Raw genomic sequence first — 19,548 nt, 5'->3', positions numbered from 1 at the left:
GATCGACGTCGGCAAACGCATTCGCCGGCATCGTCGTACGGCGGCACCGATTCCACATACTTTCCGACGTTTTATCGGGTGTTTCCCACTGTTTGGTCATCCGAATTTTTACCTAAGATGAAGAAATCGTGCGCGTTATTCGGTGCCTGCACGCGCACGGAGGGAGACAGGAGGCAGCGCCAGAGCGACGTCAGCGGATGTTGCCATCATGGATGCGAAAGTGTGCGCGTCGACTGTCAGTCTCGCGACTGCAGCGACGCCGGCGAACTCGGCGGCCATCGCCGCGCGTACGGTGTGCGGCCGTCTTGGCCGAACCGCTTCGCTGCGCCACGCGTTGCTCGCAATCGTTTGCGTTCTCGGTGCGGCCCCTGGCGTGCTTGCAGGTGCGCCCGCCAATCCGGACGATCCGGTCGATACCGTGCAGATCGCCGCCGCCGCAAGCCCCGCGAATGCTCCCGTTTCGTCACACGACACGACCGTGCGCCAGGTCGTGCTCGGCATCATCAGCTTCACGCGCTGGCCGGCCACGCCCGTTCGGCTGCATCTGTGCATCACCGGCCGGCCCGACTATGCGCGCGGCCTGACCGACACGCTGGAGGCCGGCTCGACGCTGGTCGACGTGCAGCGCGTGAGCCCCGACGATCCGGCGCTCGGCATCGCGTGCGACGCCGTCTACCTCGGCACGCTGAGCAACGACGAACGCGCGCGGGTGCGAACCGCGGTGGCCGGCCATCCGGTGCTGACGATTTCGGAACACGATCCGTCCTGCACCGCGGGCGGCATGTTCTGCCTGAACGTCGACGGCGAACGCGTGTCGTTCGAAATCAACCTCGACGCCGTCGCGCGCAGCGGCGTGCGCGTGCACCCGAACGTGCTCAACCTCGCCCGACGGCCGGTGACGCCATGACGCGGTCCGCGCTCCCCGTTTCCGCTTCGCGCATGCCGCGCCCGACGCTGCAAAGCGTGTTGCGTCGCGCGCACCTGCGCCTCGCATTCGTCGCGGTGACGATGGCGGCCGTGTCGTTGATCGTCGTCGCCGTGATCGCGTTGCGTGCGTATGCGGGCAACAACCTGAACCTGCTGGCGCGCTCGCTCGGTTATACGGTCGAGGCGGCGCTCGTGTTCGGCGACCGCGTCGCGGCGAGCGAGGCGATCGGGATGATCGCCGGCGACGAGGACGTCGCGCAGGTGGTCGTTACCGACAGCAAGGGGCAACCGTTCGCGACGTGGCAATTACCTGCCGGAAACGGGATCGCGCGGCTCGAACGCGCCGTCGCCGACGTTGCGCTGCCCGGGCCCGTGACCGTGCCGGTGATGCACGACGGCATCGTCGTCGGACACGTCGTCGTGCAGGGACGCGGACATCAGTTCTTCGGATTCCTGCTTGGCGGCGTCGGCGGCATTCTGGGCTGTCTGGCCGTCAGCGTGTTCGGCGCGTATGTCAGCTCGAAGCGCTTGCTGCGCAACATCGTTTCGCCGCTGCGCGCGCTGGCAGGCGTGGCGCATGCGGTGCGGCGCGAGCGCGCGTTCGCGCGTCGGGTCGAGCCGGCGGCGATCGCCGAACTGAACCAGCTCGGCGACGACTTCAACGCGTTGCTCGACGAATTCGAGGACTGGCAGAACACGCTGCGCGACGAGAACGCGTCGCTCGAACACAAGGCGACGCACGATGCGCTCACGGGGCTGCCCAACCGCGTGCAGTTCGAGTCGCGGCTCTCGCTTGCGCTGTGCGACGCCACCTTGACGGGGCAGCGGGTCGCCGTCCTGTATCTCGACTGCGACCGTTTCAAGGAGATCAACGATTGTCTCGGCCACGATGCCGGGGATGCGGTGCTGATCGGCATCGCGTCGCGGCTGCGCACGCAGGTGCGCGAGGCCGATCTCGTCGCACGCCTCGGCGGCGACGAATTTGCGGTGATGCTGGCGGCGGTGCCTGAAGCGGGCAGCGTGTGCCGGATCGCGGACGAGATTTTGTCCGGCATGGCGCCGTCGATCGAGCTGTCCGACGGCCGAGTGGTGGCCACCATGATGAGTGCCGGCGTTGCGCTGTATCCCGATCACGCATCGGACGCGAGCGGCTTGCTGCGGGCGGCGGATGCCGCGATGTACCGCGCCAAGCGCGCGCGGCCGGGCTCGTGGCAACTGGCGGAGGGCGTGGTCGGGTCGGCTTGAGGTTTAACGTTTCGCGCTGCGGGCGAGGCCGCGGCAGCGAATGACAAGAAGTGCGCCCAACAAGGGCGCACTCGAGGGGGATGCGAAATGAACCACTCGTTTCCTGTGAGCATGGAGCGGCTGTGCGTCGCGAGCGCATTGCTGCTGTGCATGCTGCTGGGGGGCTGCAAGACGCCGCCGCCGCTTCATCGCGGGCTGACGCAGACGCAGGTCACGGCGCTGAAGTCGGCCGGGTTCCAGGAGACTGGACAGGGGTTCGAGTTCGGTTCGACCGGGCCGATCCTGTTTGATTTCGACCGGTACAACCTGAAGCCGGATGTGCGGCGGGTCGTCGAACGGATCGGGCGGACGTTGAGGTCGGCGGGGATCAATGGCGTGCGGGTTTATGGGTACTCGGACGATGACGGGAAGGCGAAATACGATCTCGAGTTGTCGAGGCGGCGGGCAGAGGTCGTGGCGATCGAGCTGGTCGACGTCGGAATGGATGCGAAGCAGATCGCGATTGTCGGGAAAGGGAAACTCGATCCGGTAGGGGACAACAAGACGCCGGCGGGGAAGGCGCAGAATCGGCGGGCGGCGATTGTGGTTTCGCCGCGGTGAGGAAGGTGCGCTGCGCGCGGGCGCGCCGTGGCGGCAAGCGGAAGCCTCGCGGCCAGCAAGCGGTCTGGCATGTTTGGCCCTGACCCTGGAATGTTCCGATGCGGTCGGTTTTAACTGTGGGTTCGGGTATGGCGCACGTGGTGCGCTTGCGCGTGTGACGGATGCGGCCGGGCAGTCGACCGCCTGCGAAACGGACGCGATGGGGCGGGTCACGGGGATCGGGGCGGCCGATGGTGCGCGTCAGAACAAGTCGGCGGCGAGCGACGCTGACGCGCGGAATGCGGTCTACTACTTCCACGACGATGTGTCGGAATGGCCGGAGGAATTGACTGATGCCGATGGCGATTTGATCCGGCAGGTGCGATATCAAACGTGGGCAGCCGCAATAGCAGCCACCCAACACCTCACCTCACCACCCGATATTGCAAGACGACCGCGACGTCCCCGCACCGCCGGTAGCCGTGCACTTCGTCCCCGAGCCGTTGTCGTAGAACGTCCGCGTCTCGGGCTGCGGCACCGACGGATCGAATGGATTCGGCGCCCCATGCGGGCCACGCGGCGCATCGTACGGCCGCTGCGGCGCATACGATCCACCACTACCCGCCGGGCGCGAGCCGTTAGCTCGCAGGTATTCATTCCAGTTCTGCTCGCGCTGCTCATACCCGGGCACGGCGCGGCCCAGACTATCGTTCCCGCCCGCACCGAGTGCGACGCGGTTCGGGGGCAAGGCAAAATCGGGTTCGTGTTTGAACGAAGGTGGCGATGCGACAAGCGCATCGCTTGTCGCACGCAGTGGTCGTGCATCCTGCGTATCGAACGGGCTACGTTTCACCGGCGCAGCGTACTGCACGCGTCGGCGGTTCACACGCGCCGCATGCCCGTCATCGCGAGCGGCAGCACGCCGCTCCGCGCGAAACACATTGGCCCCGGCCGACCGATCGGTCAGCGTATCGCGCCCGGACGCATCGGCGGCGGAAACGGAAAACGCACACGCAATCGCGGCGGCGGAAGACAAGCAGAAGGAATGATTCATCAGCGATCCAAATCAGGTGATGTGCATTGAACAAAACGGCAGATCACTGGCTGGCGGCTGGGCGACGGAGGGGCGTCGAAGCGGCCCTGAAGCGACTGCGAGGCGCGGCGGGCGCGACTCGCAGGAAGGCTGGCTGGATTGCAGAGGCGAATCCGTATTATTTCATATTAATAACGATCGCCTTTCCGAGCGACGAAAACCGTCGGCAAACAGAAGGCTTGAGCAACTTCACCCAACGCACTGCAATGGTGCCCACCAAACCAGTCATCAGCTGATTGAAGAACGACGATGCGACCCTTTGCCTCCCCGACCCACGCCACGCAAAATCGCCTATCACCCAATCCCAATCCCGGCAAGGCACAGCGCTAAGAAACCTGCACCGATAGCAACCAGATTGCACTCCCAGCCCCCGCCTCACAGCCCTCAAGGTTGCGCCGTCATTGCTACCGACCGTCACAACTTCCCTACGTGTTTTCCCTCGGTCGACCGGCATTTTTGACAGACGATTTAAAAACGCCCATATAATTTCGACTGCCTTGCCAACGGCTGTCGGACCATCCCTCCGATCAAGCGGTTTGGCAAGCGGGGCAGGCGAAACGCTTGCGCAATGCAAGACGCATCACGATGTCTTTCCGAACCAGACGTCCCCTTCGGGGACTGCAAGAGCCGGGCCCCGCTACGCAACATTCCGCCGGAGTTCCGTCTTCTATGTGTCTCGGGCGTGTCCCATGTCCTCGCCCCGGGTGCTGTTCGATTGCGCAAGTCATGCCGCCTTTGCCCGTATGACTAAACAACATCGAGGAGCTCCCAGATGACGCTGTCCCGTCTTACGTCCATTTCCGTCGCCGCCGTGCTGTTCGCCGCCGGCGCCGCCGCCGCGCAAGCGGAAACCGTGAAGATCGCCATCGCTGGTCCGATGAGCGGTTCGGTCGCCCAGTATGGCGACATGGTGAAGGCCGGCGCGCTGACCGCGATCGAACAGATCAACGCAGCGGGCGGTGCGGGCGGCAACAAGTTTGAAGTCGTGATGATGGACGATGCATGCGAGCCGAAGCAGGCCGTTGCCGTCGCCAACAAGATCGTCAGCCAGAAGATCAAGTACGTGATCGGTCACGTGTGCTCGGGTTCGACGATCCCGGCCTCGGACATCTACGAGAACGAAGGCATCGTGATGGTCACGCCGTCGGCCACCGCGCCGCAGCTGACCGAAGGCAAGAAGCGCCACTTCATCTTCCGCACGATCGGCCGTGACGACCAGCAAGGCCCGGCCGCCGCGCACTACATCATCAACAACGTGAAGCCGAAGAAGGTCGCGGTCCTGCACGACAAGCAGTCGTACGGCCAGGGCATCGCGTCGTCGGTGAAGAAGGACCTCGAAGCCGCGAAGATCCCGGTCGTCCTGTTCGAAGGCATCAACGCCGGAGATTCGGATTACTCGGCGATCATCACGAAGCTGAAGTCGCAAGGCGTCGATTTCGTCTACTTCGGCGGCTATCACCCGGAAATGGGCCTGCTGATGCGCCAGGCGCGCGAGCAGGGCGTGAAGGCGACGTTCATGGGGCCTGAAGGCGTGGGCAACAAGGACGTGACGGCTATCGCCGGCCCGGCTTCGGAAGGCATGCTCGTCACGCTGCCGGCCGACTTCTCGGCCGATCCGGCCAACGCGGCGCTCGTGAAGGCGTTCGCGGACAAGAAGCGCGACCCGAACGGCCCGTTCCAGATGCCGGCATACGCAGCGGTGAAGATCATCGCCGACGCGATCGCGGGAGCGAAGACGACCGACCCGACGAAGGTCGCCGCGTACATGCACAAGACGACGTTCGACACGCCGATCGGCAAGGTCGCGTATGACGCACAGGGCGACCTGAAGGCGTTCAAGTTCGTCGTCTACACGTGGCACAAGGACGCGACGAAGACCGCCGCCAAGTAATACGGAGTACCCGCCCGCGCACCCGCCCTGTCCGAGACCCGGACGGGGCGGGTGCGTATTGGCTGCGCATCGGCCCAGTGCGCAGCCAAGGGGCGGCCCGAGACGACACCGTGCGTTGCGCGCGGCCGAACGCCGTGATCCGGCGACGGCATGCGACACAACGCCAACGGGAGCTTCCCGCACATGACTGACTTCTTTCCTCAATTCGCCCAGCAGCTGGTCAACGGCCTGACGCTGGGTGCGATCTATGCGTTGATCGCCATCGGCTACTCGATGGTCTACGGCATCATCGGCATGATCAACTTCGCCCACGGCGAGATCTACATGATCGGCGCGTACGTGGGCCTCGTGACCCTCACTGCAATCGGCATCTCCGCCGGCTATCCGCTGCCGCTCGTGCTCGGCGCCGCGCTGATCGTGTCGGTGATCGTCACCGGCCTGTACGGCTTCGCGGTCGAGCGCGTCGCGTACCGGCCGCTGCGCGGCGGCCCGCGCCTCGTGCCGCTGATCTCCGCGATCGGCATGTCGATCTTCCTGCAGAACTACGTGCAGATCGGCCAGGGCGCGCGCGACGTGTCGGTGCCGGTGCTGATCTCCGGCGCATTCGACATTCATCTCGGCGGCGATTTCGACGTGACCATCCCGTATTCGCGCCTGATGATCGTCTGCGTGACGCTCGTGCTGATGATCGCGCTCACGCTGTTCATCTCGCATTCGCGGATGGGCCGCGCGTGCCGCGCCTGCGCCGAGGACATGAAGATGGCGAACCTGCTCGGCATCGACACGAACCGCGTGATCTCGTTCACGTTCGTGCTCGGCGCGATGCTGGCCGCCGTCGGCGGCGTGCTGATCGGGCTGACGATCGGCAAGCTGAATCCGTATATCGGCTTCGTCGCGGGCATCAAGGCGTTCACCGCCGCGGTGCTGGGCGGGATCGGCAGCATCCCGGGCGCGATGCTCGGCGGCGTGCTGCTCGGCCTCGCCGAAACCTTCGCCGCAGGCTACATGCCGGCCGAGTACAAGGACGTCGTCGCGTTCGGCCTGCTCGTGCTGATCCTGCTCTTCCGCCCGACCGGCCTGCTCGGCAAGTCGGACATCGAAAAGGTCTAAGGGAGACGCAGATGAGTCAAGTCATTTCCGTTCGCCGCCCGGCCGCCGACGCTTCGATCGGCCAGGCGCTGAAGAATGCCGTGGCCGCCGCGTTCCTGACGGCGATCCTCACGATTCCGGTGCTCGGTCTGCAGTTGAAGCTCGACGGCTATCAGGTCGTGCTGACGCCGCACTGGCGCCCGGTGTGGATCGCGGTCGCGGCCGTGTTCCTGTTCCAGTTGTTCAAGCCGTGGCTCGTGCGCGCGAAAGCGGCCGTGAAGCTGCCGGCAGTGCCGGCGATGGGCGCGCAGCAGCAGCGCGTGATCATCTGGGTGATGCTCGCGGTCGGGTTCGTGTGGCCGTTCTTCGGTTCGCGCGGTGCGGTGGACGTCGCGACGCTCGCGCTGATCTACGTGATCCTCGGCCTCGGGCTGAACATCGTGGTCGGTTTCGCGGGCCTGCTCGATCTCGGCTATGTCGGGTTCTACGCGGTCGGCGGCTATACGTACGCAATGCTGAACCAGTATTTCGGGCTGTCGTTCTGGGAGTGCCTGCCGATCGCGGCGATCGCCGCGGCGACGTTCGGCTTCCTGCTCGGCTTCCCGGTGCTGCGCCTGCGCGGCGACTACCTCGCGATCGTCACGCTCGGCTTCGGCGAAATCATCCGCCTGCTCGCGAACAACCTGACGAGCCTCACCGGCGGCCCGGACGGCATCTCGAGCATTCCGAAGCCGTCGGTGTTCGGCTTCGAGATGGCGCGCTCGGCGAGCGTCGAAGGCGCGAAGACCTTCCATGAACTGATCGGGCTGGAATACAGCGGCGAGCACATGGTGATCTTCCTGTACCTGATCGCGCTGGTGCTGGTCTGCTTCACGCTGTTCGTGACGAGCCGCCTGATCCGCATGCCGATGGGCCGCGCATGGGAAGCGCTGCGCGACGACGAGATCGCGTGCCGTTCGCTCGGCCTGAACCCGACGCGCATCAAGCTGTCGGCGTTCACGCTCGGTGCCGCGTTCGCCGGTATCGGCGGCGCGTTCTTCGCGGCACGTCAGGGCCTCGTGAATCCTGAATCGTTCACCTTCATCGAATCGGCGCTGATCCTCGCGATCGTCGTGCTCGGCGGGATGGGGTCGCAGCTCGGCGTGATTCTCGCGGCGATCCTGCTGACCGTGCTGCCGGAAGTCGCGCGCGGCTTCGCCGAGTACCGGATGCTGATCTTCGGTCTCGTGATGGTGTTGATGATGATGTGGCGTCCGCAGGGCCTGCTGCCCGCGAGCCGTCCCCACGTGGAGCTGCCGCAATGAGCGCGAACGCAGAACTGTTGAAGGTCGCCGGGCTGCAGATGCGCTTCGGCGGGTTGCTCGCGGTGGACGGCATCGATTTCGACGTGCGCCGCGACGAGGTGTTCGCGATCATCGGGCCGAACGGTGCGGGCAAGACCACGGTGTTCAATTGCGTCGGCGGCTTCTACAAGCCGACCGGCGGCGACGTCGTGCTCGACGGTCACGCGATTGGCGGGCTGCCGAGCCACAAGATCGCGTTGAAGGGTCTCGTGCGGACGTTCCAGAACATCCGCCTGTTCAAGTCGCTGACCGTCGTCGAGAACCTGCTCGTCGCGCAGCATCGCAAGGTGAAGGCGGGGCTGCTGCACGGGCTGTTCGCGACGCCCGCGTATCGTCACGCGGAGAAGGAAGCGCTCGAACGCGCGGCCGTGTGGCTCGACCGGATGGGGCTGACGTCGGTCGCCAACCGCCAGGCCGGCACGCTGTCGTACGGGCACCAGCGGCGTCTGGAGATCGCGCGCTGCATGATCACCGAGCCGCGCCTGCTGATGCTCGACGAGCCGGCCGCCGGCCTCAACCCGCAGGAAAAGATCGAGCTGCAGCACCTGATCGACAAGCTGCGCCGTGAATTCGGCGTATCGGTGCTGCTGATCGAACACGACATGAGCCTCGTGATGGGCGTGTCCGACCGCATCCTCGTGATGGAGCACGGCCGGCCGATCGTGATCGGCACGCCGGAGGCGGTCCGCAACGACCCGCGCGTGATCAAGGCGTATCTGGGGGAAGAGTGATGCTGAAGCTGGAACAGGTCCATACGCACTACGGCGCGGTCGAAGCGCTCGCGGGCGTGTCGATCGAGGTGAACAAGGGCGAGATCGTCACGCTGATCGGCAGCAACGGCGCCGGCAAGACGACGCTGATGATGACCGTGTGCGGCACGCCGCGCGCCTCGTCGGGCCGCGTGCTGTTCGAGGGCAAGGACATCACCGGGATGTCGACGCACCAGATCATGCGGCAGGGGATGGCGATTTCGCCGGAAGGGCGGCGCGTGTTCCCGAGCCTGACGGTGCTCGAAAACCTGAAGATGGGCGGCTTCTTCGCGAGCCGTCACGAGATCGACGACGGCATCGAGCACGTGTTCAAGCTGTTTCCGCGCCTGAAGGAGCGCGCGGCGCAGCGGGCCGGCACGATGTCGGGCGGCGAGCAGCAGATGCTGGCGATCGGCCGTGCGCTGATGAGCAAGCCGCGTTTGCTGCTGCTCGACGAACCGACGCTCGGCCTCGCGCCGCTCGTGATCGCGCAGATCTTCGACATCATCCGCACGATCCGCGACGAAGGCGTCACGGTGTTCCTCGTCGAGCAGAACGCGAACAAGGCGCTCGGCGTGGCCGATCGCGGCTACGTGCTCGAAACGGGGCGCGTGGTGCTCGCCGATACGGGCGCGAACCTGCTCGCGAACGATCGCATCAAGCAGGCCTACCTCGGCGGTTGATGCCGACAGCCGCCGGCCTGCAACGGGCCGGCGGCGTTTTGCTTTCCATGCTTGCGCATGCAAGGCCGGTTCCCGGCCTTGTCTTCCCTATCCGATCCTGAACGTGCTTTTCAGTACGTCGCGCAGATGCAGCGCGGCGCGATTGCTGTCGTCCGTCAGGATCGTGATCAGGTGCGGCGGCAGATCGGGCAGCACGATCCCGGCGACGTGGCTCGTCAGGTTGCCGGACACGCGGTCGTGTTCGATCAGGCCGACCGCGAGGCCGTTCGCGATGCAGGCTTCGACTGCCGGTGAACTGGCGCTCTCGAGCAGCATCCGGTGCGCGATCCTTGCCTTCTTCAGCGCGTTCAGCGCTGTGTCGCGGTACGGGCAGCCCTGCAGCTGCACCGCGATCGGCAGCGGCGCATCGGGATTGAATTTGAACGTGCGCGCGGCGACCCACACCGGATGGGTCTTGCTGAGCAGCTCGGCGTGCGGCGGCGCCTTCGGCACGACGGCGATCGTGATGTCGAGCTGGCCGCGCGAGAACAGCAACTGCAATTCCTCGCTGGAGCGCGCTTCGACGGTCAGTTCGAGCAACGGCCGGTCGGCAGCGAAACGCGGCAGGAATTCCGCCATGAAGTGCGCCGCGTAGGAATCGGGGATGCCGAGCCGCAGCTTGCCGGTCAGCATCTGCGGCGACAGCGATTCGACGAGCCGGTCGTGGCTCAGCAGAAACTCGGTGGTGTCGCTCAGCAGCTTGTGGCCGTACTGCGTGAGTTCGACGGCCTGGTTGTTTCGCGTAAACAGGCGTTGCGCGACCATCTCCTCCAGCTTCTGGATCTGCGCGGTGACCGACGACGGGCTGCGGTTCACATGGGCGGCCGCATCCTTGAAGCGGCCGAGCTTCGCGACGGCGTGGAAGGTTCGCAGCAGGTCGACGTCCAGGGTGCGCGGCATGATTTTGTTTTTCCGAATCAGTGATTCAGGTAATGTCGATTGACGGAATTATTGAGCATCCCATATTCTCGGGTCAACAGGCAGACAACGGCAGGCAGCCGGTCGGGCGTGGCACGCATCCGGGGAATGATTCATGTCGATCAATGATTTTGTCGTAGATGCATTGGTGCGGGACAGGAAGCTGAAGGCGGAGTCGGTATGGACGGTCGAGAATCACGAGAAGTATTCGACGCTGAAGCGCACTGACGACGATGCGCGGCGGAAGGCGGCGGGGCGCGAAGTCTTTTCGCTGATGCGAAACCTGAACGAGCTGGGCGTACGAAGCCCGGCGCTGTGCGCGGATCGCGACGGCAACGGTTCGTTGCGCGAAGCGATCGGCGCGTTGAGCGAGCGGCTGGCCACGTTGTCGCGCGGCCGCGATGTCCACTACATCGAGCTCGGCCCCGAGCCGGTCAAGACCGCCGAACTGATGAAGGCCGTCAGCGGCGGCGGGCCCGATCATCTGCGTTACACCGCCGTCGACATCAACGAGTCGTCGGAAGACGCAATGCGGCACGCGATCATGCCGTTCCTGAAAACGCCCGGCTGTTTCAACTACATCGCCGACGATTACCGGAACGTGCAGTGGAACCATATCGATCTGGGCCAGGACGTGACGTTCATCACGATGCTCGGGTTCCAGGAGGGCAACGAGTTGCCGGTGACGATCGGCCGGCTCATCCGCAATCTCGGCGGGAAGTCGACCTACGTCGTGTCGGAGATGCAGTTGCTCGTGGAGGGGCGTGAAGAGCCGATCTACAACTTCTACCGGAACGAGAACATGGTGCGGTTCTCCGAGATCGTCAGCCGGCAGCAGGGTTTCGAGCCGCTTGGCGAGCATCATGTGTCGATCGTCCGGCTCAGTCTGCTCGGCGACCAGTTCCATGTCGCGGTCACGCTGCAACCGGTGTCGAAAGCGGGAGCCGACGGGCATCTGATCACCAACGTCTGCCTGAAATACACGCCGGAGCAATTCCGCCACGTGCGCCTGAGCCACGGCAATTGTCGCGTGATCGACGAGCTGCGCAGCGGGGACGGCAGCGTCGTGTACCAGATTGCGCAGTTCAAGGGCTGAATGCCGAAACGTCGATAGCGAGGCGCGCGATGAACAAGGGAAATGCATTGCCGGTGTTTGCGCGAGGATTCGATCGGGTCAGGCTTGCGTTGCAGACGTCGCTGGCCGCCGGCGTGAACGTCGATGGCGCGATGGACGCAGCGAAGGAGCCGATGCGCTGGACGAGCGCGTGCCTGCGCGACGGTTACCAGGTGCGATATCGCCGCAACCTCGACGATATCGGCTATCGCGATGTGCCGATGCGCGGCACGCGCTCGGATGCGCTGAACGCGGTGTGCCATCTGCGCGGGCTGTTCTCCGACGAAGCGGTGAGTGCATTGCGCGAGATCGGCCGCGCGCTGGAGCACAGCGCGTCGAGCAGCAACTGGATCATCTCGAAGCGGGTGCGCGCGGTGACGAACCGCTCGCGGTTCATCGACGACATGATGCACGACCGCGCGTTCCTGATGAGGGTGTCGCGTCTCGCCGGTGCGCCGCTGATCCCGTATCCGATGGTCAATGCGCGGTCGCAGTTCAACTACTACTATCCGACGGACCACGGTGACGACGGCAAGGCGCAGGTGGGCATGTGGCACACCGACGGCACCAGTTTCGTGCTGAACATCGTGCTGTCGGATCGCTCGGAATACGAGGGCGGCAACTTTCTGTTCTACGAATCGACCGCGGAGACGTTCGACCGCCACGATCGCGCGCGCCGGCATGTGAAGACCGCGAAACTCGACAACGCGGGCGACGCGCTGCTCATCTACGGCAGCAAGCTGTTTCATGGCGTCGAACCGGTCGAGGCCGGGCGCCGCATGTCGCTGGTGTTGTCGTTTCATTGCCCGTACACGCGCGAGGACGACAACGGGTTCTGGCACCTCGCATCGGACGACGGCATTCCGCGCACGATCGTCAACTGGCTGGCGCTGCAGCGCGCGCTCAGGGACGACGCCGAACTGCAGTATCGCCGCCTGGGGCTCGAGCCGATTCGCCCCGGGGAACTGGACGACCAGCGCCTGTCCCCGGCCACTTTCTGAGAGCCGTCGCCCCATGCAGCTATTCCTGCTTCAGCTCGTGTTCGTGTTGTCATGGAGTTCCGGTTTCATCGGCGCGAAGCTCGGCGCGGAAACGGCCGGTGCGTTCAACCTGCTGTTCTGGCGGTTCCTGCTCGTCACGCTGTGCCTCGCGATCGTCCTCAACCGGCAGCTTGGGCGCCTGACGCTCGAAAAAATCCGCTATCACGCGGTGATCGGCTTCCTGTCGCAGTTTCTCTATCTGACCTGCGTCTATATCGCGATTCAGCACGGCCTGCCGCCGGGTATCGCCGCGATCGTCGCGGCGTTGCAGCCGCTCATCACGGCCGCGATGACGTCGCTCGAAGGCAGCGAGCGCAGCGGGGCGCGCCAGTGGGCCGGGCTCGTCGTCGGGTTCGTCGGCGTGGGCATCGTGATCGGCGGGCAGTATGCGCTGCCGGCAGGGTCGGTCGGAATCGTCATGTATCTGCTGCCGCTGGTGTCCGCGCTGGGACTGTCGATCGCGACGATCTATCAGCGGCGGCGCGCACTGACGGCCGCGCGCAGCAACGAGGACGGGCTGTTCCTGCCGCTGTTCGTGCAAGGGTGCGTGAGCCTCGTGCTGTTCGCGGCGTGCGGGATCGCCACGGGCAACCTGCATGTGCCGGCGCAGCCGAACGTGTGGGTGTCGGTCGTGTGGCTGACGGTGTTCTCGACCTTCATCGCGTACCTGTCGTTGTGGGCGCTGCTCAAGCGCATGCCCGCGACACGCGTGGCGACCCTCGTCTATCTCGAGCCGCCGGTGACGCTGATGTGGGCCGCGTGGATGTTCGGCGACCCGATCGAGGTGACGACCTACCTCGGTATCGTTGTCGTCGCGATCGGTGTGTGGCTCGCCGGCAAGCAGGTCGAGCGGCCCGCGCGGGCGCGGCGGCAGGAAATGGAGGCGGCCGGCCGCTGACGCACTGGTTGCGCACGCGAATCCGGTGTAGCTTCGCGGGACAGCCCGGCTCGCGGAGGAACCCGATGAAAGTCAAACGGATCGTCGCCAATATCGACACACGATCAGGCGACGACGCAAAGCGTTTTTACCAGCAGATCTTCGGCCTCGACCTGCTGATGGACCACGGCTGGATCGCGACGTACGGCAATGCCGAGCAGATGGACGTGCAGATCAGCTTCGCATCGCAGGGCGGATCGGGTACGCCGACGCCCGATCTGTCGATCGAGGTCGACGACGTCGACGAAGCGCTCGAACGCGTTCGAGCAGCCGGCATTCCCGTCGAATACGGGCCGGCCGACGAGCCGTGGGGCGTACGGCGGTTCTACGTGCGCGATCCGTTCGGCAAACTCGTCAACGTGCTCGCGCATCGCTGACCTGAAGCGTCGGGCCGAATGCGGCGTTTCAACGTTCAAGCGTGCAACGCCAGCCCCTTCACCGCCTTGTCCACGGCCTTCTTCGGCCCGTGCAACGCCAGGCCGACCAGATCGGGATTCGCCGCATCCCCGGCACGAAATGCTGCGCGGTTGGCCGCGTCGTGCCCGGTCGAGAACATCGCGCGTACGTAAGGCACGATCGTCAGTTCGCGCGATAGCGCCTGCCGGTGCGCGGCCTGCAACCCGTTCAGATCGGCCGCGAACACCAGCATCGGCTGGCCCAGCATCCGGCTGTAGCGGCGGCCGGCCGCATCCTCGTAAGGCTCGCCGAGCGCTTCGGGCGCACCGGCCGCGACGCCCGTCGCGAGAAACGCGACGACATTGAGTTTCTGCCACGCCGCGAGATCGTCGCGCACGATCAGCGCTACTTTCGTATCGAACATGCTTGCTCCTGGTTGGAACATCCATGATCGGATGCCGCGCGCGATCAGTCTGGAACGTTTGTGCAGAGTTGCCGGTAGGCGGCCGGCGTGATCCGGTACGCGCGACGGAACCAGCGGCCGAGATGGCTCTGGTCGGCAAAGCCGACGTCCGCGGCCGTCTGCGCGGGCGTGCGGCCGGCCGCCAGCAGCCTGCGCGCGGCGCGCAGCCGCAAGCGCACCAGGTACGCATGCGGCGACGTGCCGAATGCGCGCTGGAACATCCGCGTGAGCCGGAACCGGTCGATGCCGGCGACGCTGGCGAGCTCGTCGAGGCCGATGTTGCCGTCCATGTGTGCGTGCAGCAGATCGCGCACGCGCGCGATCGCGGGCGGCACGACGCCGCTCTCCAGCGCGAGCGGGCCGCGCAGTTCGCCGCCGAGCCGTGTCAGCAGGCGGTCGAGCGTCTGGTCCCGTGCGAGCCGGCCTTCGTTGTCGTGGATCGCGAAGAATGCGTTCCGGATCGCATCGACGAGGCTGCGGTCGTCGACGAGCGTGTGGCCGAACGTGGCTTCGACGCCGCCGAGGCCCGGCAGGTCCAGCCGGCGCGCGGCGCGCTCGACCCACGCTTGCGGCAGGTACAGCATGCCGTAGGTGAAGCCGCCGGCTTCGGGCGCGTGGCCGTCGTGCATCGCACCCGGCTCGATCAGGATCGCGCGGCCCGGCACGCTCGTATGCAGCGAACGGTGGCACTGGAAGCGCTGCACGCCCTGTTCGGTGAAGCCGACCAGCATGTCGTCGTGGTCGTGCGCGTCGTAGGCATGGCCGTTGAAATGCGCGTGGAGGCTTTCGATGCCGGTTTCCGCATCGCGCCGCGCGACGAGCCAGTGGTCGGTCGTGGCGGGGGCCTTTGCCGCTGTCGTCATCGGATGCCTCGCGCGTCGTCGTTGCGTGACGGGTAGTGTACGCAGGTCGCGGATTGGCGGTGGCGGGCGCGGCTCATGCTGCGTTGGTCGCGGCCTGTTCTTCACGTGCATATTGCGCGGGCGGCCGGCCGACGTGGCGCGTGAACGCGACGCTGAACGTGCTGGCCGAGCTATAGCCGACGCGCCCCGCGATCTCCGCGATGCGGCCGTCGTGACGGCGGAGCAGGTCTTTCGCGAGCGCCATGCGCCACGTGAGCAGGTATTCCATCGGCGCGACACCAACCGCGCGGCTGAAGCGTTCGAAGAACGTCGAGCGCGACAATGCGGCCTCCTTCGCCAACGCGACGATCGTCCACGGATGCGCGGGGCTTTCGTGCATCCGGCGGATCGCGGCGGCGAGACGGCTGTCGGCGAGCCCGCGCACGAGGCCGGGCGACGCGTGCGTGCCGGACGTGAAGCGCAACGCCTCGATCAGCAGCACTTCCAGCAGGCGTGCCAGCACGATCTCGCGGGCAGGCCGTTGCGCGCGCGATTCGTCGCGCACCAGTTGCACGAGCGTGGTCAGCCGCGGTTCCCCGCGCACGTGCACGAACCGGGGCAGCAGCGACACCAGCAGCGATGCGTCGGGAGAACCGAAGCTGCAGTTGCCGGCCATCATCCGCGTGTCGACCGGGTTGGCCGGATCGCCGATCCGGTATTCGCCGTGGTCGAGCGCGACCGGCGGCGCGGTTTCGACGCCCGGCGCCGGCGGTTCGAGGCTGGACATCGCGACGCCGTAGGCCGCCGGAATCAGCATGAAATCGCCCGGCAGCAGTTCGATCGGCGCATGCCCGTCGATCGCGATCCGGCACCCGCCGTCGAGGATCGCGCAGTAGAACGGCTCGCCGGCGACCGTGCGGTTGATCGCCCACGGGCTCGCACCGCGCACGTACTTCGAGTACCGCGCGCCCGGTTGCAGCAGTGTCACGACTTCGGTCAGCGGGTCGATCATTGCCGGACTCTCGCAAAAGAAAAGCGGATTTTCGATTGTAGCGAATACGGATCCGGCCATCTATCGTACGAACACCTGCTCACACATCACAGGAGTTCGCATGAAGACCGTACTGATTACCGGCTGTTCCTCCGGCTTCGGCCTCGAGATCGCGCGCCATTTCCTGGCCCGCGACTGGCGGGTCGTCGCGACGATGCGCACGCCGCGCGAGGACGTGCTGCCGCCGTCGGCGCATTTGCGCGTACTGCCGCTGGACGTGACGAACGTGGACAGCATCCGCGCCGCGATCGACGCGGCCGGCCCGATCGACGTGCTCGTCAACAACGCAGGCTTCGGCGCGGCCGCACCGGCCGAACTGACGCCGCTCGATACGGTACGCGCGCTGTTCGAGACCAACACGATCGGCACGATCGCGCTCACGCAGGCCGTGCTGCCGCAGTTTCGCGAGCGCGGCGCCGGCGTGGTCGTGAACGTCACGTCGAGCGTCACGCTGAAGGCGCTGCCGCTGGTCAGCGCGTACCGCGCGAGCAAGGCGGCGGTCAATGCGTTCACCGAGTCGATGGCGGCCGAACTCGCGCCGTTCGGCGTGCGCACGCATCTCGTGCTGCCGGGCCGGGCGCCCGACACGCGTTTCGGCGACAACGCGCGCGCGAACATGCACGGCTTCGAGCACGAAGCGTATGCGGACTTCGTCGGGAAGGCGATCGCGCGGATGCTCGACGCGTCTGCGCCGATCACCCATGCGGAGGATGTCGCCGACGCCGTATGGCGTGCGGCGACCGATCCGTCGAGCCCGATGCGCATGCCGGCCGGCGCCGATGCGCTAGCGTGGGCGGCGGAAGCAGGCTGATCGATCGGGCATCCGTCGCGCTGATCCGTTGAACCGGCGCGATGGTATCGCGTGATGCGGGGCAGGGCGCTACAGCGCGCGCGTGATCGCCTGTTCCAGCAGCGACAGGCCGAGGTCGATTTCTTCGTCGCTGACGGTCAGCGGCGGCGCGATCCGGAACACGCCGCCCATGCCGGGCAACTGCACGATGTTCATGCTGAGCCCGAGGTTCATGCACTCGCGCGTGATCTTCGCGCCGAGCCCGTCCGCCGGCTCCTTCGTGCGGCGATCCTTGACGATCTCGACGCCGAGCAGCAGCCCGCGCCCGCGCACGTCGCCGATGCAGTCGAACCGCTCCATCAGGTCGAGCAGGCCGCGCCGGAGCCGGTCGCCCATCACGTTGGCCCGCTCGACGAGCCCGTCGCGCTGCACCACGTCGAGCACGCGCAGGCCGACCGCAGCCGGCAGCGGATCGGACACGTGCGTCGTGTAGAACAGGTAGCCGAGCGCGTGCGCACGTTCCTCGATGGCCGCGGACGTCACGATCGCCGCGAGCGGCAGCCCGGCGCCGAGCGTCTTCGACAGCGTCAGGATGTCGGGCGTCACGCCGTCGCGCTGGCACGCGAACATCGTGCCGGTGCGGCCGATGCCCGTCTGCGCTTCGTCGAGGATCAGCAGCATCCCGCGCTCCTCGCACTTGCGCTTGAGCGCCGCCATATAGCCTTCCGGCAGCTCGATGATTCCGCCCGAACTGAGGATCGGTTCCGCGATGAACGCGGCGAGGTTGCCGCTCGACTGCCGGTCGATCAGATCGAATGCGTAGTCGAGTTCGGCGAGAGAGTCATAGGCGCCGTTGCGCTCGAAACGCGGCCGGTACGTGAACGGCGCGGGAATCGCGAACGAACCGACCGACGCCGGGCCGACGCCCTTGCGGCCGGCGCTGTAGGTGGCCGATGCGGCCGCGCCCGTCATTCCATGCCACGACTGCGCGAAGCCGACGATCTCGTACTTGCCGGTGACGAGCTTGGCCATCCGGATCGCCGCCTCGTTCGACTCCGCGCCGGTGCTCAGCAGCAGCGCGCGATCGAGCCCGGGCGGCGTGACGTCGGCGAGGCGCGTCGCGAGATCGACGACCGGCCGCGACAGCATGCCGCTGAACAGGTGGTCGAGCTTGCCCGCGTATTCGCTGATCACGGACACGATTTCCGGATGGCTGTGGCCGAGCACCGCGCTCATCTGGCCCGACGTGAAATCGAGGATCGCGCGGCCGTCGGCGTCGTAGACGAAGCTGCCTTTCGCGCGCTCGATGATCATCGGCTCGAACGTGCCGCCGTAGCGGACCAGGTGCTGCCTGGCGTTGCGCCAGAAGGTTGCGTCGTCGTTCAGGGACATCGGGCGTCTCCGGGCAAAAGGGCAGGGATCGCTTGCAGTCTAGGCGCGCGTCTGGTTTGATGGAAACGAATAGTTCTTATGCAAGGTAGAAAAGGAGCTAATACCTTGGGGCTTTCGCTTGAAATCGACCTGCTGCGTTCGTTTGTCGTGATCGCCGAGGTGCGCGCGCTCAGCCGCGCGGCCGCGCGCGTCGGCCGCACGCAGTCGGCGCTCAGCCAGCAGATGAAGCGGCTCGAGGAAGTGGTCGACCAGCCGCTGTTCCAGCGCACCGGCCGGGGCGTGGTGCTGACGCATCCGGGCGAGCGGCTGCTCGTGCACGCGCAGCGCATCCTGCGGCTGCACGACGAGGCGATGGCCGACCTGTGCGGCACGGGGCTGTCGGGCACGATCCGGTTCGGCTGCCCGGACGATTACGCGGAGGTCTGGCTGCCGTCGCTGCTGCGGCAGTTTTCGAGCCAGCATCCGCAGGCGATCGTCGAGGTCGTATGCGGGCCGACGCCGCGGCTGATCGAACAGCTGGAGAAGCGTGCGGTCGATCTGGCGATGATTTCATTGCCGGACGACGGCGCGAACGACGACATCATTCGCCGCGAGCAACTCGTGTGGATCGGCTATCCGGGGCTGGAGCCCGCACATTTCGATCCGCTGCCGCTCGCGCTGTCCGATCGCGATACGCTCGATCACCTCGCGGCCTGCGAGGCGCTGGATCGCGCCGGCCGCGATTACCGCGTCGCCTATGCGAGCAGCAGCCTCGCGGGGTTGATCGCGCTGGTGCGCTCGGGGCAGGCGTTCGCGGTGATGACGCAGACGGCCGTGCCGGCCGACCTCGCGATCGTGAACGGCGATCCGCGATTGCCGCCGTTGCCGGCCGTGGGCATCGCGCTGAAGTTCGACCGGAAGCGGCCGTCGCACCTGACAACGGCGTTTGCCGAACATATCCGGCAAACGCTGCCGTTGCTTTGATGGC

The 19,548-nt window shown here is 66.2% G+C and carries 20 protein-coding genes; 14 read left to right on the top strand and 6 right to left on the bottom strand.

The features are described 5' to 3' along the window. Positions 1 to 208: 208 nt before the first annotated feature. From BLA15945_RS12545 to BLA15945_RS12535, 3 genes are all read left to right on the top strand, one after another. A complete protein-coding gene (locus BLA15945_RS12545) occupies positions 209 to 907 on the top strand; it encodes a YfiR family protein (RefSeq protein WP_174992493.1) in 699 nt (232 codons plus the stop codon). After that, the gene (locus BLA15945_RS12540; RefSeq protein ID WP_059239360.1) at positions 904 to 2,172 is read left to right on the top strand and encodes a diguanylate cyclase domain-containing protein; all 1,269 of its coding nucleotides are present in this window, start codon (positions 904 to 906) and stop codon (positions 2,170 to 2,172) included. The genes BLA15945_RS12545 and BLA15945_RS12540 overlap by 4 nt, the downstream gene beginning before the upstream one ends. Positions 2,173 to 2,259: 87 nt before the next feature. Next, the gene (locus tag BLA15945_RS12535) at positions 2,260 to 2,772 is read left to right on the top strand and encodes an OmpA family protein (RefSeq protein WP_174992492.1); all 513 of its coding nucleotides are present in this window, start codon (positions 2,260 to 2,262) and stop codon (positions 2,770 to 2,772) included. 409 nt (positions 2,773 to 3,181) lie between these two features. On the opposite strand, the gene BLA15945_RS12530 is transcribed toward BLA15945_RS12535, so the two are convergent. Next, the gene (locus tag BLA15945_RS12530) at positions 3,182 to 3,805 is read right to left on the bottom strand and encodes a hypothetical protein (RefSeq protein ID WP_081051997.1); all 624 of its coding nucleotides are present in this window, start codon (positions 3,803 to 3,805) and stop codon (positions 3,182 to 3,184) included. Between the two features lie 811 nt (positions 3,806 to 4,616). Between BLA15945_RS12530 and BLA15945_RS12525 the strand changes: the two genes are divergently transcribed. The 5 genes from BLA15945_RS12525 (at position 4,617) to BLA15945_RS12505 (ending at position 9,599) form a co-directional block, all read left to right on the top strand. Further along, entirely contained in the window at positions 4,617 to 5,735 is a 1,119-nt protein-coding gene (locus BLA15945_RS12525) for a branched-chain amino acid ABC transporter substrate-binding protein (protein ID WP_059239366.1), read from the top strand. A 183-nt stretch (positions 5,736 to 5,918) separates the two neighbouring features. Then, a complete protein-coding gene (gene livH / locus BLA15945_RS12520; protein ID WP_041493199.1) occupies positions 5,919 to 6,845 on the top strand; it encodes a high-affinity branched-chain amino acid ABC transporter permease LivH in 927 nt (308 codons plus the stop codon). An 11-nt stretch (positions 6,846 to 6,856) separates the two neighbouring features. Further along, the gene (locus tag BLA15945_RS12515; protein WP_059239368.1) at positions 6,857 to 8,128 is read left to right on the top strand and encodes a high-affinity branched-chain amino acid ABC transporter permease LivM; all 1,272 of its coding nucleotides are present in this window, start codon (positions 6,857 to 6,859) and stop codon (positions 8,126 to 8,128) included. Continuing rightward, entirely contained in the window at positions 8,125 to 8,898 is a 774-nt protein-coding gene (livG, locus tag BLA15945_RS12510; protein WP_059239370.1) for a high-affinity branched-chain amino acid ABC transporter ATP-binding protein LivG, read from the top strand. Before BLA15945_RS12515 ends, livG begins: the two co-directional genes overlap by 4 nt. Then, positions 8,898 to 9,599: an ABC transporter ATP-binding protein gene (locus BLA15945_RS12505; protein WP_059239372.1), complete on the top strand. Its 702-nt coding sequence runs from the start codon at positions 8,898 to 8,900 to the stop codon at positions 9,597 to 9,599. The genes livG and BLA15945_RS12505 overlap by 1 nt, the downstream gene beginning before the upstream one ends. 87 nt (positions 9,600 to 9,686) lie before the next feature. Here the strand turns inward: BLA15945_RS12505 and BLA15945_RS12500 are convergent, their stop codons facing one another. Further along, positions 9,687 to 10,538, bottom strand: coding sequence for a LysR substrate-binding domain-containing protein (locus BLA15945_RS12500; protein WP_059239374.1), 852 nt, complete (start codon positions 10,536 to 10,538; stop codon positions 9,687 to 9,689). A gap of 133 nt (positions 10,539 to 10,671) precedes the next feature. Here BLA15945_RS12500 and BLA15945_RS12495 point away from each other — a divergent pair, with 133 nt between their 5' ends. The 4 genes from BLA15945_RS12495 to BLA15945_RS12480 all read left to right on the top strand — a co-directional run bounded on the left by BLA15945_RS12495 (position 10,672) and on the right by BLA15945_RS12480 (position 14,024). Further along, positions 10,672 to 11,652, top strand: coding sequence for a hypothetical protein (locus BLA15945_RS12495; protein ID WP_174992491.1), 981 nt, complete (start codon positions 10,672 to 10,674; stop codon positions 11,650 to 11,652). 29 nt (positions 11,653 to 11,681) lie between these two features. Continuing rightward, positions 11,682 to 12,671 (top strand): 2OG-Fe(II) oxygenase, encoded by a 990-nt coding sequence (locus BLA15945_RS12490; RefSeq protein ID WP_174992490.1) that lies wholly within the window; start codon positions 11,682 to 11,684, stop codon positions 12,669 to 12,671. A gap of 13 nt (positions 12,672 to 12,684) precedes the next feature. Then, the gene (locus BLA15945_RS12485) at positions 12,685 to 13,608 is read left to right on the top strand and encodes a DMT family transporter (protein WP_174992489.1); all 924 of its coding nucleotides are present in this window, start codon (positions 12,685 to 12,687) and stop codon (positions 13,606 to 13,608) included. Between the two features lie 65 nt (positions 13,609 to 13,673). After that, positions 13,674 to 14,024 (top strand): VOC family protein, encoded by a 351-nt coding sequence (locus tag BLA15945_RS12480; protein ID WP_059239382.1) that lies wholly within the window; start codon positions 13,674 to 13,676, stop codon positions 14,022 to 14,024. A 35-nt stretch (positions 14,025 to 14,059) separates the two neighbouring features. Here BLA15945_RS12480 and BLA15945_RS12475 read toward each other — a convergent pair whose 3' ends face one another. From BLA15945_RS12475 to BLA15945_RS12465, 3 genes are all read right to left on the bottom strand, one after another. Next, entirely contained in the window at positions 14,060 to 14,467 is a 408-nt protein-coding gene (locus BLA15945_RS12475) for a DUF2000 domain-containing protein (RefSeq protein ID WP_174992488.1), read from the bottom strand. 44 nt (positions 14,468 to 14,511) lie between these two features. Continuing rightward, positions 14,512 to 15,369, bottom strand: coding sequence for an AraC family transcriptional regulator (locus BLA15945_RS12470; RefSeq protein WP_174992487.1), 858 nt, complete (start codon positions 15,367 to 15,369; stop codon positions 14,512 to 14,514). A gap of 73 nt (positions 15,370 to 15,442) precedes the next feature. Then, entirely contained in the window at positions 15,443 to 16,420 is a 978-nt protein-coding gene (locus BLA15945_RS12465) for an AraC family transcriptional regulator (RefSeq protein WP_059239389.1), read from the bottom strand. 40 nt (positions 16,421 to 16,460) lie between these two features. Between BLA15945_RS12465 and BLA15945_RS12460 the strand changes: the two genes are divergently transcribed. Next, positions 16,461 to 17,210 (top strand): SDR family oxidoreductase, encoded by a 750-nt coding sequence (locus tag BLA15945_RS12460; RefSeq protein ID WP_059239390.1) that lies wholly within the window; start codon positions 16,461 to 16,463, stop codon positions 17,208 to 17,210. Between the two features lie 69 nt (positions 17,211 to 17,279). Here the strand turns inward: BLA15945_RS12460 and BLA15945_RS12455 are convergent, their stop codons facing one another. Continuing rightward, entirely contained in the window at positions 17,280 to 18,581 is a 1,302-nt protein-coding gene (locus BLA15945_RS12455; protein ID WP_059239392.1) for an aspartate aminotransferase family protein, read from the bottom strand. Positions 18,582 to 18,659: 78 nt separating this feature from the next. Between BLA15945_RS12455 and BLA15945_RS12450 the strand changes: the two genes are divergently transcribed. Next, complete coding sequence (locus tag BLA15945_RS12450; protein ID WP_059239394.1) at positions 18,660 to 19,544, top strand: LysR family transcriptional regulator; 885 nt, start codon at positions 18,660 to 18,662, stop codon at positions 19,542 to 19,544. Positions 19,545 to 19,548: the final 4 nt, after the last annotated feature.

The sequence above is a fragment of the Burkholderia arboris genome (assembly GCF_902499125.1).
In the GTDB taxonomy this organism is placed as follows: domain Bacteria; phylum Pseudomonadota; class Gammaproteobacteria; order Burkholderiales; family Burkholderiaceae; genus Burkholderia; species Burkholderia arboris.
This window is presented reverse-complemented; position numbering and strand designations above follow the sequence as displayed.

Bases quoted from the DNA above. Each gene is read 5' to 3' on its own strand.
- livG (WP_059239370.1), top strand. From the start codon at position 8,125: ATGAGCGCGAACGCAGAACTGTTGAAGGTCGCCGGGCTGCAGATGCGC.
- BLA15945_RS12525 (WP_059239366.1), top strand. From the start codon at position 4,617: ATGACGCTGTCCCGTCTTACGTCCATTTCCGTCGCCGCCGTGCTGTTC.
- BLA15945_RS12480 (WP_059239382.1), top strand. From the start codon at position 13,674: ATGAAAGTCAAACGGATCGTCGCCAATATCGACACACGATCAGGCGAC.
- BLA15945_RS12465 (WP_059239389.1), bottom strand. From the start codon at position 16,420: ATGGCCGGATCCGTATTCGCTACAATCGAAAATCCGCTTTTCTTTTGC.
- BLA15945_RS12540 (WP_059239360.1), top strand. From the start codon at position 904: ATGACGCGGTCCGCGCTCCCCGTTTCCGCTTCGCGCATGCCGCGCCCG.
- BLA15945_RS12535 (WP_174992492.1), top strand. From the start codon at position 2,260: ATGAACCACTCGTTTCCTGTGAGCATGGAGCGGCTGTGCGTCGCGAGC.
- BLA15945_RS12490 (WP_174992490.1), top strand. From the start codon at position 11,682: ATGAACAAGGGAAATGCATTGCCGGTGTTTGCGCGAGGATTCGATCGG.
- BLA15945_RS12455 (WP_059239392.1), bottom strand. From the start codon at position 18,581: ATGTCCCTGAACGACGACGCAACCTTCTGGCGCAACGCCAGGCAGCAC.
- livH (WP_041493199.1), top strand. From the start codon at position 5,919: ATGACTGACTTCTTTCCTCAATTCGCCCAGCAGCTGGTCAACGGCCTG.
- BLA15945_RS12450 (WP_059239394.1), top strand. From the start codon at position 18,660: ATGCAAGGTAGAAAAGGAGCTAATACCTTGGGGCTTTCGCTTGAAATC.
- BLA15945_RS12530 (WP_081051997.1), bottom strand. From the start codon at position 3,805: ATGAATCATTCCTTCTGCTTGTCTTCCGCCGCCGCGATTGCGTGTGCG.
- BLA15945_RS12545 (WP_174992493.1), top strand. From the start codon at position 209: ATGGATGCGAAAGTGTGCGCGTCGACTGTCAGTCTCGCGACTGCAGCG.
- BLA15945_RS12460 (WP_059239390.1), top strand. From the start codon at position 16,461: ATGAAGACCGTACTGATTACCGGCTGTTCCTCCGGCTTCGGCCTCGAG.
- BLA15945_RS12500 (WP_059239374.1), bottom strand. From the start codon at position 10,538: ATGCCGCGCACCCTGGACGTCGACCTGCTGCGAACCTTCCACGCCGTC.
- BLA15945_RS12475 (WP_174992488.1), bottom strand. From the start codon at position 14,467: ATGTTCGATACGAAAGTAGCGCTGATCGTGCGCGACGATCTCGCGGCG.
- BLA15945_RS12485 (WP_174992489.1), top strand. From the start codon at position 12,685: ATGCAGCTATTCCTGCTTCAGCTCGTGTTCGTGTTGTCATGGAGTTCC.
- BLA15945_RS12495 (WP_174992491.1), top strand. From the start codon at position 10,672: ATGTCGATCAATGATTTTGTCGTAGATGCATTGGTGCGGGACAGGAAG.
- BLA15945_RS12505 (WP_059239372.1), top strand. From the start codon at position 8,898: ATGCTGAAGCTGGAACAGGTCCATACGCACTACGGCGCGGTCGAAGCG.
- BLA15945_RS12515 (WP_059239368.1), top strand. From the start codon at position 6,857: ATGAGTCAAGTCATTTCCGTTCGCCGCCCGGCCGCCGACGCTTCGATC.
- BLA15945_RS12470 (WP_174992487.1), bottom strand. From the start codon at position 15,369: ATGACGACAGCGGCAAAGGCCCCCGCCACGACCGACCACTGGCTCGTC.